The sequence below is a fragment of the Pseudovibrio sp. W64 genome (genome assembly GCF_001623145.1).
Lineage (GTDB): Bacteria > Pseudomonadota > Alphaproteobacteria > Rhizobiales > Stappiaceae > Pseudovibrio.
Map to the genome: position 1 here is coordinate 430,291 of NZ_LMCI01000008.1, position 17,651 is coordinate 447,941.

Here is a 17,651-nt window from a genome sequence, read left to right on the forward strand (position 1 = left end):
CTGTAATTGCGCGGGTCAGAGATACTACGGGCTGGATAAGTCCAATCTCAGAGCGTCAGAGCAAAGCGGTGCAACGTCAATGGGTTGCCATTAAGCTGCACGGTTTTGGTGCCTGTTTTGTCCCAGCGGAAGCCACAGGCCAATAGTACGTTGGAGGAGGCTGGGTTGTTGTCTGCTGCAAAGGCCTCCAGATGCTTCATCGCGCCATCTGCTCGCATTTGCTCCACAACGGCAAGAACAGCCGCTTTGGCGTAGCCTTTGCCCAGATGCTTTTCGCCAACTCTGTAGCCCAGCTCAACAGTGTCCAGAGGCTCTTTGTCCAATCTGCGCAGGTTGATGCGGCCCACCAGCTCGCCTGTACCAGAGCGGACCAGATAGAACCGGTCAGGATCAGCCATCAGGTCTTTGATAACCTGTCGGAGCGATATTTCCTCAAAGTGCTCGGGCCCGCGGGCGGGTACCCACTTTTCAAAGAAAGTGCTGTTGCTGCTCTCAAACTCCAGGACTTCGAGCGCATCAGCCTCACAGATTTCGTGAAGGGAAACGCGTGGGGTGGCAAGCTGTGTGGGTGTATTCATAAAACATGCACTTTTGAAAATGACCCCTAAACATTAACGGGTAATCTCAAAAGAGAAAACCCCTCACGCGGGCAGGCGCAAGGGGTTCTCAATTGTAAGCTTCAGCAGCGTCTAAAGATCTTCGCGAGAAAGTGCGTGGTCCGGAATGCTGGCGCAATCCATTTTCACCATGCCCTGACCATCCAGATACACCCAGTTGCGGTTGACGCTGGTTGCCAGATACTTCTCATCATCTGCATGCACCAGTTCATCCTGCTTGAACTTCGGCAGGATCCACGCCTTCATCAGGACCCAGTAGAGCGCAAAGGCGGAGAAGAAGCCGACGAAGTAGGAGAGGTCGATCACGTAGATCGCCAGCGCACCACCGACAGCCCAGGCAATCAGACCAGCCGGGTTGCAGCCTGCGATGTACTTGAACTGGCCGTCTTCCTCATAAAGCTCAGGTACATTGAGGCGGCGTTTGCGGATCACAAAGTAATCGCAGATCATGATGCCACCCAGCGCTGCCAGCATGGCGCCGTAAAGGCCCAGATATGTGAAGAGGTGATCAAGGATCAGCCAAGGCATCGCCAGCGTGCCCACAATGGCCGCCAGAACCAGACCCATGGCGTAAGTGATCCATGGAGCGCCAGCGTTCACGAAGGTCAGTGCTGCCGGGATGAGGTTGGCGCTTGTGTTGGTGGACCACTGCGCCAGCACCACCATGACCAGCAGAACCACCAGCGTGATGCCAGTACCCTGACCCTGAATAACGGTGATCGGGTTCCAGTCACCAGCTGCGATGAAGGACACTGCGCCGATCAGTGCGATCCAGCTCTGTACGACTGGCAGGGCGACGAACTGCGCCAGAAACACGTTCTTGTTGCGCTTGAAGAAGCTCTTGGTGCCCGCTTCAACATGCAGGAAGCGCGTGATGTTTGGAATGTCGACTGCCAATGAGGACCAGAAGGCCATGTTGGCAACGAAGAGGGCAACGATGGAGATTTCCGCATCGCCAGCAAAGGACCAGATGTCTTTTCCGCTTGCTGTGGCAAGGTTGTCGAGTGTGAAGTACATCCACACAGAGATTGCCATGATGGCTGGAGCGGCGATTTTCGCAAGACGCTCAACAGCGCGAATGCCCATGGCGGTGTTGGCCACCTGCAGCACGGCAAACCCGATGTACCAAACCACCCAGTTATCGAACCCGGTGAGGTAAGAAAAGATACCGTTCAGCGCCAGCGCGCCAAGGTAGGTTTGAATGCCGAACCAGATGGCCGCGACTACACCGCGTGTGATGGAGGGAATGTGCGTGCCCACAGTGCCAAACGGGGCGCGGAGGTAAACTGCGAAGGAAATGCCGTGCTCGGTGCCGATGTCGGCGGTCATCGCCATGACGATGCCAAGCAGCAGGTTGGCGAAGAAGATTGTTGCAATAACGATTGGGAGAGGGAGACCCGCCACACCGCCAGCACCCAGCTGGAAGGTTGCGATGATCACCGCCATCGAGATCCAAAGTCCAATGTAACCACGGTTGGAAATGGCACGTTGATTAAGCCAGACGGGAAGGATGGCTGGCTCCATGAGGCGGGATTGGCCGCGTGAAGTCTCATCCATAACTTGGGTTTGTGCCATGTTCTAGATCCTGATGTATATTAACTCTTTTGAGACAGTAAATCTTAGCAGGGCGCAAGTATGCGCGTGCAAAAACAGCGCTCACAGTAAGAAGTAGAAATAACATTACCGTTTGCCGGTAGTTGCACTACATGCACTGCGAGGCTGAATACAGCCTGATGAGATTGTTCTGCTAAAGTCGGCTAACTAACCTGAAAATATGTATTGCGCAAGTAGGTCAGAGCAAATTTTACTAGATTTTCGCAAAAGTATTAGCGTGAAAATATTTATAAGGTGCGAATAAAACTTCAAAACTAAGTTTTTTGATCAATTGGTAAAAGTATTGATTGATGTAATTCTTGTGGGACGTGCCCCTAAACCTCAGCAGGAATAGAGACACGCTGTCAGATGGATAACTTACTTTGGTTTTACGCAACTGGCCTGATACGGACCATCCAGTTTAGTTTGAAAAGAGTAGGCATGGCAGGTTTTAACATACTGATTATTTTTGTAGACTTGGACCGTGACGTGCTCAAACGTACTGTCGAATGGCAAATTGCCGCCTTTGTGCCAGCCCTTGGTGATCTCCAGGTCTGTGTTGCCGATGGAGTTGTAGCCGTTCGTGATAGACTCTTGAACGGAATTAGAAAGCGTTTCTGCGATCGTGGTTTTATCGCTGTCGGAGGATTTAGAAGCCAGTTGCTCCGCCGTCGCTAGTTTGTCTCCAATGTAGACCGCCGCTTGCGCGCCAGAAACTACGATTGTTGAGGCGAGAAACGCGCCCAGAATCATTTGTGAAAGCTTCATGTGGTTCTCCTGTTCTTATTGGCCCAACCTTGGGCATTCAGGAGACGCAGTTAGAATGGTTTTGTGAAGCGGACGAGATGGCGGGGTAAGCCTTAACTCTCCGCTGAAGGACAGGCTCCACAAGAACCGTCAATCATAGACTTCTGCTTCAGTACGTCGAAGATCTTCTCAAAATCTTGCTGCTCAAGACCGGATTGCTCTTCAATGACCTTTGAAATGTGTTTGATGGTCTGAGTGCGGAGCGCTTGACCTTTGCTCGTCAGTGCGACCTCGATTGCGCGGCGATCTTCTGCGGAACGTTGACGCTGCAGCAAACCGAGTTTCTCGAACTTATCAACCAGCACAGTCACGTTAGATGGTAGGCAGAACAACAGGTCTGCGAGCTTGCCCATGCGCACCGGTTCACCCAGATGCAGCAGCATATTGGTTTCTGTCGGTGTGAGCTTATCAGCGTATTCCGAGTAGGATTTATGGATACGTCCCAAAATTTCCTGAAACTGGAAAAGCACAAGCATGCTTGCCGGTAAGTCTTTCATTTCATTCACGTCCTCAAATCTGCAGGTGGCGTCATATCAGGTTTGCTTTAAAAAAGTAATATTTATAATATTGAACTATTAAATCATTGTAGTATATAAAACGCAACAGAACGGAGTAAAGACATGTCCAAGTCAGTTGTGATTTATGGCGGTGGAATCGCCGGAGCGACCCTTGCAACCCAGCTTTCAAAGCATGCCAATGTGAAGCTTGTCAGCTCGCTTGATTATTTTGAGGTGCCAATGGCCATGCCCCGTGTAGCGGTGCAGCCAGACTATGTGCACCAGGCAGTTATGCCATTTCATTCGTTTTTGAAGGGCGTGGACTTCATTCACGGCAAGCTGGAGCGGTTTACTGGTGAAGTCGGGCATGTCATCGGTGTTGATGGTGCTGAGCATATGTTGGAGGCTGATATCTCCATTCTGGCAACTGGTAGCCGGTTTCCCTCAGAATTGATCCGCCCGACCTCTGGCTCAACGAAGGAGCGACACGCCGCGTTCAAGTCGACCCATAATGCGATTGAGTCTGCGCAGAAAATCTTGCTTGTTGGCGGTGGCCCTGTTGGCGTTGAGATGGCAGGTGAGATTACCGAGCGGTTCCCGCAAAAATCTATTGTTCTGGTGGAATCCAGCGGTGAAGTCCTCAAAGGCACCTCCCGCAAGACGGCAAACCATGCCGTGAAAGTGCTGCAGCAGCGCGGGGTGACGTTCATGCTGGGCGAACGCGTGCTTTCACCTGCGCCATCCAGTTCACAAAAAGCTGAGGCCGGGCAAGCCAAACTCTCCAGCGGCGAGGTGGTAGATTACGACTTGATCATCTGGTGTGTAGGCGGCAAGCCGAATACGGATTACATGCAGCAGGATCTTGCTCATCTGCTTGATACACGCGGCTATATTGCGGTTGAAGACACGTTCCAGATGAAGGGCCAGAGTAACGTCTTTGTGCTTGGCGACATCGCTGGGATTGATGAAGTGAAGAAGGCACTGTACGTGCGCGGTCATGTGAAAACTGTGAGCCATAACGTGTTGCAAATTCTGAAGAACCCGCAGGCCAAGCTGAAGAGCTACAAGCCGAAAACCAACGATAACATGATGGTCGTGACCCTTGGCAGTCAAACCGGTGTTTCTGATGTGCCGCCAATCGGTACAGTAAAAGCCAGCTGGTTCACACGCATGGCAAAGGCAAAAACCATGTTGGTGCCCATGTACCGCAAAGCGCTCGGTGCTGCTGCCAAGGCGTAGACGCTCAGCTTGTGGTGTGTTGCTTGAGCAGAGCTGCTTCCTGATCAGCTGTCAAACCGCATTTGAGAGCTGTATCGCGCCGGGTACGGTCCCACGCCAGCAACGGACTGAGCGTTTCGTTCAGTGGGCGACAGGTTAAACCGGCTGCCTCTGCACGGGTGGTGTCCACGTTCATGAAGTGCGCATAGTCTGGAAGGGAGGGCATCATGACGGGCAGATCGATCCACGGCTGAATGCCTGCATCAATGATATGCTCTTCCTCCACCCAGTGCAGGCGAGCAGGGGAGTTCGCTTCTGATATGATGGCCTGCAGGAGATCTCCGAGTTGAAGCGGAGGGCTGGTGACATTCCAGATGCCTCCGCGTTTGGTCTGCGCACAGGTCAGCGCGAAATCAGCCACATCCCGCACATCAATCATCTGCACCTGTCTTGAAGCCGGAGCCGGAGCTGGGATCGCAGGGGCTTGCCGTGTGGCCTGGTCAATGCGGCGGACCCACCAGGTCAGCCGATCTGTATAGTCGTCAGCGCCAACCAGCAGACCCACGCGCAAGGAGGTTGCCCGCTCACCAAGTACTTCTTCTGCAGCAAGCTCACATGCCCGTTTGAGGGCACCATAAGACGCCCCGTAAGAAGCCGCTGAACTAAGCTCGGCAGGTGAAAGGCCTTGAGCAACAGCCAGATCACCCTCAGTCGCAGCGGGCACAGGGTCTTGTTCATTCAGGTGCGGTTTTGCAAATGTGCCATAGGCTGAAATTGAGGAGATGAACACATAGCGCTGAAGTTGGTCTCCAAGCGCAGCAAGCAAGCTGCGCACGGCATCAGGTGAGAAGGCGCAGGTGTCAAAGACCCAGTCAAACGTATGTTGTTTCAAAGCGCTAAGCTCACCGTACCGATCAGCTGTGATTGCTTCAACGCCCTCTGGTAACGATCGTTTGGTGCTACCGCGCACCAGCACGGCAACCTGATGGCCTGCACTGACAAGCGCATCCGTAATTGCGCCGCCCAAAAAACCGGTGCCTCCAACGACCAAAACCCGCATGACTGTCCCCCTTGTTTGCAAAGTACCCTAGACGTCCTGATGTGGTTGTCCAGCCACGGTGCTCGGATTGACGAGGATAGCCACATTGACGTTGCGGCTTCCCTCTGCTATTTCCCCAGCCCTCAGCTGCAGCAATTGGTGCGCAGCACAGTTTGGAGCGAACCATGTCTTTCCGCGTTTCGCCCTTCAAAGGGCACTGATCCTTCTCAGAGCTAGCGCTAGCGGCCTTTAGGATCTTCTTTCGAGCCATTGCTCGGAAATACTTTCAAGAACTATAGGCCATTCTTATGGGCAATTTACGCTTGGATTGCGCGACCCGTGCTGCCTGTGCGCCTGCGCCAATCCATAAATTCTATGGGACTTCCGCCTGGATCCTTGGGGATGCAGAAGTCCAACTTAACAAACTCGCTGAGCTTGAAGCCGTCAAACAGATCGCCGCGTTTCCTGACCTTCACCCCGGTCCGGTCGGTGTCGCTATCCTGTCTGACCGCGTGCATCCGCATATGATCGGCAACGACATCGGCTGCGGCATGACCGTGTTTCGCACCTCCCTCAGTGCTCACAAACTAAAACCGCAAAAACTGGCGGATCGTTTGCGTATGCTTCAGGATTATTCTGATCTGAAAGAAGGACAGGCGCATCTGCGATCTGCTGGTTTGCCAGAGGACTTGTCTCCCAATGCCATCGGCACAATCGGCGGGGGTAATCATTTCTGCGAGGTGCAGGTTCTGGCTGAGACGCCGGATCCGGACCTTGCCTCGAGAGCTGGCATTGCAAAAGGCGACGTACTGCTCTTCATGCATTCCGGTTCCCGCTCCTTGGGAGCCAGTATCTTTGAAGAATATGCAGCGCTTGGCCCGGAAGGGATACCAGCTGGGGACGAGCGCACTCACGCTTATCTCAAGTGGCATGACCTTGCTGTGCGATGGGCAAGCCTGAACCGCAAAGTGATCGCAGAGCGGGCAGCAGCTGCTCTGCGCTGCGATGCGGAGTTGGTGGTGGACAGCAGCCATAACCTCATTGAGCGGTATGGTGATGCGTTTCTTCACCGCAAAGGAGCAGCCAAAGCCGATGTGGATCTGGTCCCGCTGGCAGGCTCTCGCGATGCAAAGAGCTTTTTGCTGAAACCAACCGGCAACATTCCAGAGGCACTGTCCTCACTGGCACATGGAGCAGGGCGCAAATATGACCGCGCGTCCATGCATGGGCGTATCGCAAAGCAGAAGTCTGTTCGCAATGCTTTGGCGCGCACGTCTTACGGTGGGCGCGTTGTCTGTGAGGATAAACAGCTCCTGGTGGAAGAAGCTCCGCAGGCCTACAAAAACTCTGAGGATGTGCTCAATCAGTTGGTTGAGGCAGAGCTTGCTAAGTGTGTTGGTGTCATGACACCTGTCGTTACGTTGAAGACGGCACGTGGTGCGGATGAGCGGAGGGTCAAACGATGACAAAGAATGCATCTTTGCGCTTGCTGGTAACATCCGGTGACGGACCTGCGGAATGCAGGCTCGCCATTCGGCATACACTTGGTGCCATGGAAAAAGAGGCGAAAAAGCTTGGGCTTTCCATAGTGTGTGATCCTGAGATCTCCGGTATGTCTGCTGATGTAGCGTCTGTTGCAGTCACGCTCTCAGGCAGCGGCAACGAGGCCTTCGCCAAGTCGTGGCATGGCACAATCAAGTGGACATGCCAGAGCCCGTTTCGCCCCAACCACAAACGGCAGAACTGGTTCATCGGTGTGTTTGAGTTGCCGCCCCTCTCAGAGGAACGCGGTGAACTGAAACCAGATGAGCTTCGATTTGAGACGTTGCGCGTTGGTGGGCCGGGTGGCCAACATCAGAACAAGACCGAAAGCGCGGTGCGTGCGACCCACGTGCCGACAGGCCTCACTGTCGTGGCTCGGGATGAACGCTCGCAACACCGCAACAAGCAACTCGCTGTGCAGCGCTTGCAGGAAAAACTTGCGGGTCTTTCTGTGACAGAGGAGGACCGCCTGCGGAGATCACAACGACAACTCCATCACGAACTGGAACGCGGAAATCCTGTGCGTTGCTTTAAAGGTGCACGCTTTAAGGAAATCTGATTTGAACAACCACGGAGTGCCTCTTTAAACTGGCACTTCGTGGCTCAGATTCGCCTTGGGGGTAAGTCCGGTAATGACTGACATTGTGAATGGGCTGCTGCTGCAGAACAACCATGTTCTCATGGGGTTCCGGTCGCCAACACGGCAGAATTCCCCGAATGTCTGGAGTTTCCCCGGCGGTCATGTTGAAGCCGGGGAGAAACTGGAGGCGGCTCTTTTACGTGAACTGAAAGAGGAAACTGGCATTCAGGCAGAAGCCTTTGCAAAAATCACCGAATTCAGAACACAAGCTGACGATCCGCAAGACGCAATTGTCTTTCACCTGTTCACTGTGACCCAATGGTAGGGTGAAGCTGAGAACCTTGGTGATGAACATACTGAACTGCGGTGGGTGGGTTTTGAGGAAGCTGTCAGCCTGCCTGACCTTGCATTTCCTGAGTATCGGGAAGTCTTTGACGTGCTGTGAGAAAGAGGAGAGCTGTGAGGACAGCTCAGTGAAGTCAGTTCTGGGTATCCTGCTGTGCGTTTGTCTCGGTGATTTTGCGGCCCCACTGGATGTTGGACCAAACCATCTCATGCAGGAAATAGAAGATGAAGCCGAGGATGGAGCTGACGATAGCAATGCCGCCGCCGAGCGTGACGGAGCCCGTAAAAACAAATCCGATCAACGTCATAGAGAAAAGCCCCATGACTTGCCAGGTAACTGATTTTGTAAAAATGCGTGATGCAGTGTCCATATAAGATGTCCAGGTAAGAATGTAATTCCTACTCTTGTTGCTACCGGAGAAAATGCAGATTGGACATTTGGTAAATTAGCTGCAATAAATTCATTTTGTTGATTATAATCTGCAATGGTGATTTTGATGGACAAGCGCGACAGAGCGACTTTGTTTCGAAACAGGTTGTTTGAAGCGATGGCTGAGGCCGATGTGACGCGCAGCCAACTGGCTCGCAATGCGGGTGTTGATCGCTCTACCGTTGGTCAGTTGCTGAACAATGAAAACCCGCGGTTGCCCAACAGCCAGTTGCTGGCCGATCTGGCAGCCTCGCTCAGGGTGAGTGCGGATTGGTTGCTAGGGCTCACCAACAGGCCAGAGCGTCCGGGTGATATCATTGCAGCTGCAATGGCCCTGAGCCCGGCGGAGCGATCCTCCGTTGATGAGCAAATCCTCAACTGGCACAAGGAAGCAACCGGACTGAAAGTGCGCCATGTGCCAGCCACACTGCCTGACATTTTAAAGACAGACCGTATGCTGGCATGGGAGTATGCCTCATTTCGCGGGTTGGACCCTGAAGAGGTGGTTGGGTCTATCAGCGGACAGCTGGACTGGCTGCGCTCGCGCCAGTCTGATTATGAAATCGCCATCCCGCTTCATGAGATACAAGCCTGCGCGCAAGGCATTGGCTATTATGCTCATCTGAATAAGGAAACGCGGGTTGAGCAGCTGAAATTCGTGGCAGATACCTGCCGCCAGATGTTCCCCCGCTTGCGTCTGTTTCTCTTTGATGCGCACAAAGTCTTCAGCGCACCGATCACCATCTTCGGACCAAATCTGGCGGTGGTCTATGTGGGGCAGTGCTATCTGGCTTTTCGTGAAGCGGAAAGGGTCAGCTCGCTCACTGATCATTTCGACTGGCTTGTTCGCGAGGCCTCCGTGGATGCCAGAGACGTCGCAGATTATGTGGAGACTCTGATCGCGTAGATCTGCGGTTCAAGTCACTTCGGTTCTCTCAATTTCGGTCTCCCATGCAGGCTCGGGCAGGTTGTGCTCTTTCAGGCAAGAAAAGATCTTGACTGTGAACAGCAGGCCGAGCCCCAGCTCGAATGTGCTCAGGGAGATCCAGATGAGTTGAAGCGCACACTCCTCAATGCTCCAGTTGTAAGCAATCAGATAGGAGGCCGGGACGCTGCCAAACCACATGGTGAGGATGCGGGTTTTGAAAACATATGTGTTTTGGTGAAAGCTCTGCAACATGCCGCTGGCGATGAAGGAAACAGCAAAAGCCACCGCATAATACCAGATGTGTGAGGTGACGGAGACTGACAGCTCGAAAATGTCCTGCCCATAATTGCCAAGCGAGAACAGAGAGGTGATTTCCCGATCAAAGCTCTGCAACAGCACCGTCACGACTGCCACGTAGGAAAACGCCACGAACAGGGAGGCGCTGGCAATTTTAGGAATTCGCTCAAACTGATTGCGGCCAATGGCTTGTGAGGACAGGATCGTCGCGCCATTGGCAATGCCGATCACCGGAATGATGCCGACATAATTGAGAATGACGTTGAAGTTGTTGGCCGCCAGTGCGGTGGCCCCCACCATGGACACAGCCCAGATAATGGCGGTGTTGCCAATCTCATCCGTACTATCATGTGCGCCCAGAGGAACACCGCGTTTGAAGAGCGCAATCACCTCAAAAGCCCGGCGTGATTTACTGATCAACGCCTTCGCCTCATTCAACGCTGCAACCCGCAAAGCGCGAGGTGTTTGAGTGAGATAGACAACCAATACCGCAAGGGACCCAAGCACCGTGCCGATGGCGGAACCCGCCATGCCAAGCTCGGGAAATCCATAGAGCCCGAACACCAGAACATAGGTCATGGGCATGGACACCAACTGGCCTGCAATGCTGGCCTTAAAAATGAGGCGTGTGTTTCCAACAGCGCCAAAATAGCAACTCGCTGCGCCGTCAAGGATCATGATGGACCCGAACAGCATGGCCCAACTGAGATAAATATTCTCCAGTGCAATGATTTCGCCCGGTCTTGAGCTGAACTGTGACAGGTTCATCAGTAAAGGCAGCGTGAGGATGAGACCCAATACGCACAGGATTGCGACGGCGAACAGTCTGCCACCCATCTTGTGTGCCGCTTCTATTCCGCTGCGGGCATAAGCTTCTGCGATGACTGATCGGCCAATTTGGGTGACGCCGGAGAAGAAGGAGATTGCAGACATGCCCATGAAGACCGCCGGGCCAGAGGCCGTGAGGGTCTGTTCGGAATAGGCGGCGAGACACAGTCGGTCTACGATCATCATCAGAGTTCTGCCGGACATGGCCAGCATCAAAGGACCTGAAATGCGCAGAACCCGCGTCAGTTCATGATGGAACAGCGGAAATCTAAGCAACTAAGAAATGTACCTTACGGAAATAAAACTAAAAATCGTAGCCAGTATATATAGCTCTTTCTAGTTGTAGATACACTTTTACGCAATGCACATGGCTATACACATGAATGAGAGTATGTGTTGCTGCTCCGCCACAAACGGTGTAGACCGCTACGTTTTCAGGCTCGCCGGCTAATGAGGCGAGGCCTGTTTTTTATGGCTTTATAAGCGCTTGCTCAGCATGAGAGTGCGTTTGAGGCCTTAAGCTTTTGCCGTCTGTTCTTTTTCATTTACTGGTTCGCCAAAGTAAGCGCGATACATGAACATGACGATTGAAAAGATACCCCAGCTAAAGACAATGTCTCCGGGCACGCGTGCCCAGACCAATGCAGTCATAACCGGACCATGGATCGTTTCTGGTGCACGGGCGAGCCAGTAACTCTCAGTAAAGCTGATGTAGGCCTGGTAAATCCCCTGCGGGATCAGCGAGAGCCCGAGCATCATGGCAAGGCCGATATTGAGCCCCCAGAACGCTTGCTGCAGCCACTTGTCACTCCAGCGATTGTCTGGAATGAGGGAGCGCAGGCAGAACAACATGAGGCCAATACCCAGCAGGCCATACACGCCAAACATGGCGGCGTGGCCGTGGGCTGGTGTGGAATTGAGACCTTGCATGTAATAGAGCGCCAGCGGTGGATTGATGAAGAAGCCGAGCAAGCCAGCGCCAACCAGATTCCAGAACAGAACCGAGGCGAAGAAGTTAAGCGGCCACTTGTAGTGGTTGATCCATTGAGTGTTCTGTTCCAGCTTGTGGGTCTGATAGGCCTCAAAGCCGATAACCAATAGTGGAACAACCTCCAGCGCCGAGAACACTGCCCCAAGAGCGAGCACGCCTATTGGAGTACCGCTCCAGTACAGGTGGTGGAATGTGCCCAGCACACCGCCGGCCATAAAGATAATGGTGGCGAAAATGACGGCGACAGCTGCGGTTGAGGCGCGTAGCAGTTTCAGGTTCACAAAAATGAGTGCAATGATGGCTGTCGCGAACACCTCAAAGACGCCCTCAACCCACAAATGAACCACCCACCAGCGCCAATATTCCATGACGCTGATATGAGTGTTCTGGCCCCAAAGCAGGCCTGCGCCGTAAAGCAAACCAATGGCAACAGCGGACAGCAGTGTGAGAGCAATGAGACTGCGATTATGACCGCCCTTCAACGCGGGATAGAGAGCACGCAGGACCAGACCAGTCCACAGCAGCAGGCCGATGAAGAGGAAGATCTGCCAGAAGCGCCCCAGATCAACATATTCGTAGCCTTGATGACCGAACCAGAAGTTCATTGTGCGGGAGAAGAACTGATTGACCCCGAGCCATTCGCCAGCAAATGAACCTACGACGATAATGATGAGACAGAGCCAAAGGAAGTTGACGCCAAGTGTCTGATAGGCTGGGTCTTTGCCGGAAAGTAACGGTGCCATGAAAAGGCCTGTGCCCAGCCAGGCCGTTGCGATCCAGAACACAGCCAGCTGAGTATGCCAGGTGCGTGAGATGGAATAAGGGATGAACTCCGCCAGCGGGATGCCATAGAGATCCTGTCCTTCAACGGCGTAGTGAGCGGTGAGAATTCCCAGAGCCACCTGAGCAACCATCAAGGCTACAACCACCCAGAAGTATTTGGCTGTCGCGCGCATGGATGGTGTCAGTTTGGCATTCGCCAGTGGGTTCTTTGTTGCTGCACCGCCTTCGGGCACAATGCGCTCGCGCCATAAATCATACTGGCGCACGTAATAGAAGCACAGGGCTCCTGCACAGCCGAGCAGCAGAAGGATGCTGACAATGGTCCAGATGAAGGCGGCTCCGGTGGGCTGATTGCCGACCAGTGGTTCATGAGGCCAGTTGCTGGTGTAGGAGATTGTATCATCTGGCCGGTTGGTGACGGAGCTCCAGGAGGTCCAGAAGAAGAAGGCGGAGAGTTTTTTGGCTTGGTCGGGTGTGATCAGGATGTTGGGAGGGAAGGCGTAATCGTCTCGAAGGTTTTGCCCGTCGATGTTGTCATAGGACGAAAACAGCCTTGTGAAGTGATCTTCCACATGTCTGACGGCAATTGCCCTGTCGTCTGAAATTGTGATGGTTTCGTTGGCAGGGTTGTAGCGGTTGCGCCGCATTTCGTCTTCTATGAGGACCTGAAGGAAGGCCCGTTGCTCATCGCTTGGTGGGGTGTAACCGGAACCAACTCGATCGCGGTGGTAAACATCCAGAAGAGCCAGTGCTTCACGGTGCAGCCAGTCGGTGGACCAGTCCGGCGCTACATAGCTGCCATGCCCCCAGACGCTGCCCTGCTGCATGCCACCTAAAGACTGCCAAACATTCTGGCCTTCTTCGATGTCATCCTTTGTGTAGATGATATCGCCATTGTCCGAGACCACCATGTCCGGGATCGGCGGTTTCAAGCGGTAAATTTCAGCGCCAAAAAAAAGCAGAACACCAAATGAGAGGACCATGCCAACGGCGAGGAATATCCAAAGCCGTTTGAGTGAAAAGGTTACATCATAGTCCTTGTCAAACATGCTTGTAGCTCCTGACCTCGGGGGAAACACTGGCTTGCGTTTCAAATCAGAGTATCAATCTGACTTCGGCCGTGCCTCCCTCAAAGTTAGGAGAGGCGCTTATGTGCCCACTGGTACGGCGCTAACCGGGTTTTTCTGTGGCTCGTTGGTGAGCCTGCTACGCAGTAGTTCGCCTTCCCCCTCAACAATCGGGTAGGCGACAGTGGTCAAAAGCGCATTCAGGTACTTCAGATCACTGATGGTTTCCAGATGAATGGAGCTTGTTGTCCGGCTGGATTGACGGTTCTGGCTCAGGCGGCGCAGGTGTGCATCGCGGCTCTTGTATTCCAACTCACGCACAAGAACCTTGCGAGCAACCAGATCCCGTGCAAGCTCAGCATCGCGAGTGATGAGCACACGCAGAGAGAGTTGCAGGTTTTGCAGCACTGCGGCGTGGAGGTCTTTGATTTCCTTCCAGCCTTCCTGCGAGAACTCCTTGTTGAGACCGGATTTCTTCTCTGCCAGAACAAGCAGGTTACGCTGAACGACATCGCCCATCTGTTCCAGACAAACGCAGTAGTTCATCAATTCCGTATACTTCTGATAGTCCTCGTCGCTCATGGATTTGGTGGTCACATCAGTCAGATACTCTTTGATGGAGCGGTGCAGATCGTCGATCTCGTCATCCATCTTCATCAACCGTCTGGCTGTGTTTGCATCATCGCCGCGGAACACCACCATCACACCACGCAGCATGGCTTCCACCTTTTCACTCATATGCAGCATTTCACGGGTAGCAGCGTTAAAGGCGAGGTCGGGGGTCTCCAGCAGCTTGCGGTCAAGCAGGCTGAGGCGCTCCATAACAGCATCTTCGTCAGACTGGCCTGCGCTATCAGAGATGATGAGTTTGGTCAGGCGTGCGACAAGGCCAATGGTTGGAATGCCTAGCAGAACAACAGCAAGGTTGAACCCACTGTGGAAGTTTGCAATCGCGCGTGCCGGATCATCGCCCAGCATGTCGATGGTGAACACATCAAAGCGCATCAGCAGCAATGTGATCAACACACCTGCCACGCGGAAGATCATATTGCCAAGCGGTACACGGCGCACATCTGCACTATCGCTCATGGTAAGGACCAGTGGGATAATACTGGAACCAATGTTTGCGCCTAAAATGAAGAGCAGAGCACCTTCCATTGGCAGTACGCCGGTGCTTGCCAGTGTCATGATCATGAGAACCACTGCAACGGATGAATGCAGCAGCCAGGTCAAAGCAGCTGCAGTGATGATCGCAACAAATGGATCACCGATCAGCAGGTTCAGGATGACTGGCAGAGCTCCACTTTCACGCAGGGGCTCGGAGGCCATGCCGATGAAAGACAGTGCAATCAGCATCTGGCCCACGCCAATGATGATGCGGCCCGTCTGGCGCATGGTGCGTGTGCTGCCGCGCGAGAACAGGGCGCCACCAACAACAAGACAAACCGGTAGCAACCAGCTGAGGTCCAATGAGAGCACCTGAACGACCATGGTGGAGCCAAGGTCTGCGCCAAGCATGATGGCAAGACCAGCTGCCAGCGTAATGGAGCCTTTGCTGATGAACCCGCGCGCAAGAATGGCTGTGGCCGTTGCACTCTGCAAGATGATGGAGACTAAAAAGCCGGTTGTGAAACTGGTGTAGCGGTTTTTAGAAGCTTGCTGCATCCAACCTTGGAATTTTTGACCAACTGCTCGCTCAACGCCTGTCCGGATCATTCTGGTGGCCCAAAATAATAGGGAAATGCCGGCAGCAAGGTGTAGAAGTATTTCAAAACTGCCCATCACAGCCTCCGGATTCAGCTCTCGCGGTTATTAATAGGAGGCTCACTTAAACGCAGTTGTCGTGATGCACGGCAAAGGTCTTTAAGCAGGAGTTGTCGGACTATCAGAATATGCGAGATCTCTCGCTTCCCCTTTTGGACGAGAAGGGAAGCAAGGGATCGCTCGCGTGCCTTGGGAGCTTTAGCGGATTCTTGAAATCGATCCGGCAACCAAATTAGCCACCTCAATGATTTAATAAATAACTTAAGACACTTATGCCAATAACTCAATATGCTTAGCTCAATTATGACGAGAAATTTGCGCAATAATTGCGTTTTTTGAGATGTTGCGTGATCACAGCAAACTTATGAGGTGGAATTTTATGAACTCTCGCAAGGCTCTGAAATAATTGAATATTTATTAGTTGGCAAACCATTGGGAAGCAGTGCTCGCAAAATGCGCACGACGTGCGTTTTCCCCAGCCTCTCACAAAAGCGTAATATGGCGCCTTTTGATCAGTACTTCCTGTAATTGACTCGGTTTCGCCCAGTTTTGAGGACCGACCGCAAAGGCGCGTCAAGTTGAATGACCCGCTTCGATCTTGTGTGATGTTTCAAACCAAACGCGTTTGTCATGTAACTATGATGGGAAATCTGCAAGGTATTGCTCAGAATGACTAGGCTATTCTCAGTGAGTTGGTTTAGTAATTTCTCATAGTAGATCACCTATCACTTTTTATAGAGAAAAATACTTTGAGGTTTCTATGAGTTTTATGCGCACGTCTCTGTTCTCGCTCTCATTGGTTCTTTCACTCTGTTCTCTTGCTCATGCTGCTGATGAGCCAACGGAGGAACAGGCCGCGATTATCGCAAAGTGTGTAGAAGAGAAGGGCGGTGGCTATCCGGCTATGGCTTGCTTTGGAGAGGTGATGGAGCAGTGTATCGGCAGTCAGTACCAAAACAGCCACATGATTTTCTGCGCTGTGCAGGAATACATGGTTTGGGACCAGCGCCTCAACACTGCGTATGCTGAGATTATGAAGGTGGCCAGCACCAATGTGAAAGCCAGCCTGAAGAATGCGCAACGCAACTGGATCAAGTTTCGCGATGACACGTGTTCCGCGAATGCGCTGATTTATGAGGGAGGCAGCAACGCATCGCTCGCCATGTCTGTTTGCATGGGAGACCAGACTGCGATGCGTAGCCTACAGCTCCAGCAATTTCTTGTCGAAGCCGGCCCGCACTAATCAGGATTGAGAGGGCTCACTGATGAACATGGCCTCTCCCTTTAAAGGGGCCAATATTCGGGAATAGTAGTACAGGCCAATGTGGTTAGGCTGAACGGATGCTGGATTAACAATCTATTGCAGTTTCTGTTTTTCAATATGAATGTCTGCTTCGTAAGGAATTGCATTAAGGTTTTTATCATGAAAAAAGTTCTTGTTCATATTGGTGCACATAAAACTGGCACAACCGCGCTGCAAAAGCAGCTCTATTCTAAACACCCCGATTTATTTGATGATCGAACAGATTTCAAAACTAGCCCATTTTTGCAGCTCTATGAAAATCGTATGATCAAACCTAAAGCAGAGGAACTAGCGGATCTGTTTCAGGAAGCAATTGCTAAGCCAGAGACAGACACATATAGGATCTCTCACGAAAGGCTCATGGGGAAGGCGTTTGTTCACAAACAGTTCTATCCTAACGTCAAGCGTTACTCTCAGCTTGTGAAAGAACTGGAGCGACGAGGTGTGCAAGTTAAAACATTGGTCACGGTGCGAAACCGCACTGATTTTCTGGTCTCGTTTTTCCTTCATTGCCTGTCGTGGCAAGGGACTCCAAAAACCTTTCATGAATTTGCGAATAAGGTGGTCACGCCCTCATTCGCATGGCAAAGCGTTGCAGAGCAACTTGAGAAGGTTTCTGTTATATACCTGCCCCAGGAGGCGATGGAGAAATATCCGGTTGAGTATGTTGACTTCATAAACAAGTTCTACGAGAAAAAACTTCTGGAGCCCGATGATATCAGCCATCGAGCGAATTCAGGCCTGAGTGAACTTGGACTATCGATTATTCCGCAGCTTTCTGCAATCGAGGACGCAGGGCTTCGTGGTGTGCTGCTCAAATGCGCGCTTGATTATTGCAAACAAGGTGAACGAGCAACAGTTCTTTCCAAAGATGTTGAGAGGATTTATCGCAAGCATTTTCTGGATGGAGACATTTCTTTTGCTAAGGCAAACTTTCCAGCGCCTTTCAGAAAAATCTATTCACAGACAAAACCAGTGGCGGAACAGTTCTGGTTTGCTTTTGATAAATCTGATGCTTGAAC

Annotated in this window: 16 protein-coding genes; 7 read left to right on the plus strand and 9 right to left on the minus strand. The window is 52.4% G+C overall.

What is annotated here, in order from left to right; all coding sequences use genetic code 11:
- Positions 1-47: 47 nt before the first annotated feature.
- The 4 genes from PsW64_RS06270 to PsW64_RS06285 all read right to left on the minus strand — a co-directional run bounded on the left by PsW64_RS06270 (position 48) and on the right by PsW64_RS06285 (position 3,514).
- A complete protein-coding gene (locus PsW64_RS06270) occupies positions 48-578 on the minus strand; it encodes a GNAT family N-acetyltransferase (protein ID WP_063303056.1) in 531 nt (176 codons plus the stop codon).
- Between the two features lie 111 nt (positions 579-689).
- Positions 690-2,192 (minus strand): NCS1 family transporter, encoded by a 1,503-nt coding sequence (locus PsW64_RS06275; protein WP_082831028.1) that lies wholly within the window; start codon positions 2,190-2,192, stop codon positions 690-692.
- A gap of 396 nt (positions 2,193-2,588) precedes the next feature.
- A complete protein-coding gene (locus PsW64_RS06280) occupies positions 2,589-2,978 on the minus strand; it encodes a hypothetical protein (protein WP_063303057.1) in 390 nt (129 codons plus the stop codon).
- 92 nt (positions 2,979-3,070) lie between these two features.
- The gene (locus tag PsW64_RS06285; protein ID WP_063303058.1) at positions 3,071-3,514 is read right to left on the minus strand and encodes a MarR family winged helix-turn-helix transcriptional regulator; all 444 of its coding nucleotides are present in this window, start codon (positions 3,512-3,514) and stop codon (positions 3,071-3,073) included.
- A gap of 123 nt (positions 3,515-3,637) precedes the next feature.
- Here PsW64_RS06285 and PsW64_RS06290 point away from each other — a divergent pair, with 123 nt between their 5' ends.
- Positions 3,638-4,753 carry an NAD(P)/FAD-dependent oxidoreductase gene (locus PsW64_RS06290; RefSeq protein WP_063303059.1) on the plus strand — a complete coding sequence of 372 codons (1,116 nt, stop codon included), beginning with the start codon at positions 3,638-3,640 and terminating at the stop codon, positions 4,751-4,753.
- Between the two features lie 4 nt (positions 4,754-4,757).
- Here PsW64_RS06290 and PsW64_RS06295 read toward each other — a convergent pair whose 3' ends face one another.
- Positions 4,758-5,792 carry an NAD-dependent epimerase/dehydratase family protein gene (locus PsW64_RS06295; protein WP_063303060.1) on the minus strand — a complete coding sequence of 345 codons (1,035 nt, stop codon included), beginning with the start codon at positions 5,790-5,792 and terminating at the stop codon, positions 4,758-4,760.
- 287 nt (positions 5,793-6,079) lie between these two features.
- On the opposite strand from PsW64_RS06295, the gene PsW64_RS06300 reads away from it, so the two are divergent.
- The 3 genes from PsW64_RS06300 (at position 6,080) to PsW64_RS06310 (ending at position 8,218) form a co-directional block, all read left to right on the plus strand.
- Positions 6,080-7,237: an RNA ligase RtcB family protein gene (locus tag PsW64_RS06300; protein WP_063303061.1), complete on the plus strand. Its 1,158-nt coding sequence runs from the start codon at positions 6,080-6,082 to the stop codon at positions 7,235-7,237.
- Complete coding sequence (prfH, locus tag PsW64_RS06305) at positions 7,234-7,872, plus strand: peptide chain release factor H (protein WP_063303062.1); 639 nt, start codon at positions 7,234-7,236, stop codon at positions 7,870-7,872. The genes PsW64_RS06300 and prfH overlap by 4 nt, the downstream gene beginning before the upstream one ends.
- A gap of 73 nt (positions 7,873-7,945) precedes the next feature.
- Positions 7,946-8,218: an NUDIX hydrolase gene (locus PsW64_RS06310; RefSeq protein ID WP_206599543.1), complete on the plus strand. Its 273-nt coding sequence runs from the start codon at positions 7,946-7,948 to the stop codon at positions 8,216-8,218.
- A 154-nt stretch (positions 8,219-8,372) separates the two neighbouring features.
- Here PsW64_RS06310 and PsW64_RS06315 read toward each other — a convergent pair whose 3' ends face one another.
- The gene (locus PsW64_RS06315) at positions 8,373-8,609 is read right to left on the minus strand and encodes a DUF2061 domain-containing protein (protein ID WP_063287708.1); all 237 of its coding nucleotides are present in this window, start codon (positions 8,607-8,609) and stop codon (positions 8,373-8,375) included.
- Positions 8,610-8,735: 126 nt separating this feature from the next.
- On the opposite strand from PsW64_RS06315, the gene PsW64_RS06320 reads away from it, so the two are divergent.
- Positions 8,736-9,575 carry a helix-turn-helix domain-containing protein gene (locus PsW64_RS06320; RefSeq protein WP_063287741.1) on the plus strand — a complete coding sequence of 280 codons (840 nt, stop codon included), beginning with the start codon at positions 8,736-8,738 and terminating at the stop codon, positions 9,573-9,575.
- A 9-nt stretch (positions 9,576-9,584) separates the two neighbouring features.
- On the opposite strand, the gene PsW64_RS06325 is transcribed toward PsW64_RS06320, so the two are convergent.
- From PsW64_RS06325 to PsW64_RS06335, 3 genes are all read right to left on the minus strand, one after another.
- The gene (locus tag PsW64_RS06325) at positions 9,585-10,997 is read right to left on the minus strand and encodes an MATE family efflux transporter (RefSeq protein WP_063303063.1); all 1,413 of its coding nucleotides are present in this window, start codon (positions 10,995-10,997) and stop codon (positions 9,585-9,587) included.
- Between the two features lie 240 nt (positions 10,998-11,237).
- Positions 11,238-13,544: a nitric-oxide reductase large subunit gene (locus PsW64_RS06330; protein WP_063303064.1), complete on the minus strand. Its 2,307-nt coding sequence runs from the start codon at positions 13,542-13,544 to the stop codon at positions 11,238-11,240.
- A 99-nt stretch (positions 13,545-13,643) separates the two neighbouring features.
- Positions 13,644-15,344: a Na/Pi cotransporter family protein gene (locus tag PsW64_RS06335; RefSeq protein ID WP_063303065.1), complete on the minus strand. Its 1,701-nt coding sequence runs from the start codon at positions 15,342-15,344 to the stop codon at positions 13,644-13,646.
- 742 nt (positions 15,345-16,086) lie between these two features.
- On the opposite strand from PsW64_RS06335, the gene PsW64_RS06340 reads away from it, so the two are divergent.
- Together PsW64_RS06340 and PsW64_RS06345 are read left to right on the plus strand one after the other, a co-directional pair.
- A complete protein-coding gene (locus PsW64_RS06340) occupies positions 16,087-16,569 on the plus strand; it encodes a lysozyme inhibitor LprI family protein (protein WP_063303066.1) in 483 nt (160 codons plus the stop codon).
- 180 nt (positions 16,570-16,749) lie between these two features.
- Positions 16,750-17,649: a sulfotransferase domain-containing protein gene (locus PsW64_RS06345; RefSeq protein ID WP_063303067.1), complete on the plus strand. Its 900-nt coding sequence runs from the start codon at positions 16,750-16,752 to the stop codon at positions 17,647-17,649.
- Positions 17,650-17,651 lie beyond the last annotated feature (2 nt).